General features: G+C 39.2%; 1 protein-coding gene. It reads right to left on the bottom strand.

Features of this window, described 5'->3' with window-relative positions:
- Positions 1–93 precede the first annotated feature (93 nt).
- Positions 94–523: ATP-binding protein (locus LB467_RS18705; protein WP_224475666.1), on the bottom strand; the 430-nt coding region annotated here is incomplete at its 5' end.

Here is a 523-nt window from a genome sequence, read left to right as displayed (position 1 = left end):
TGCATAATCCGCTGAAAGCGGACAGGCGTTCCGTTTCAAAACGGACACTTTTCTTCTAAAATTTCGGTTAAGTTAATTAAATTTTTTTTGCTCTTATTTTCTAAATTTTCTCATCGATTCTCCCTCTAAATTTATGCGGTATGAACCATTGGTTAATCTATCTAGGATTGCATCTGCAACCGTTGGTTCCTTAAAGCAGTCGAACCAGGATTTTACAGGCAATTGTGAGGTGATAATTGTGGATGAACTTCCGTGTCTCTCGTCCACAAGATCCAGTAGCATATTACACTGTTTATGATCGATTTGTTTAAGACCAAAGTCGTCGATGATAAGCAGTTTTGTTTTAGCTATTTTATCCATAAACTTAAAATAACTACCATCTGCCTTGGCCAGGTTCATTCGGTCCAGGAGTTTATTGGCCGTAAAATACATGGTTTTAAGTTCCTGTGCACAGGCCTGGAATCCCAAGGCACAAGCGATAAATGATTTGCCTACTCCGGTTGGTCCTGTAATAATTAGGTCC

The sequence above is a fragment of the Salegentibacter tibetensis genome (assembly GCF_020164485.1).
GTDB classification, from domain to species: Bacteria; Bacteroidota; Bacteroidia; order Flavobacteriales; family Flavobacteriaceae; genus Salegentibacter; species Salegentibacter tibetensis.
The sequence above is the reverse complement of the archived record's forward strand: the minus strand, read 5'-3'. Positions and strand labels throughout refer to the sequence as shown.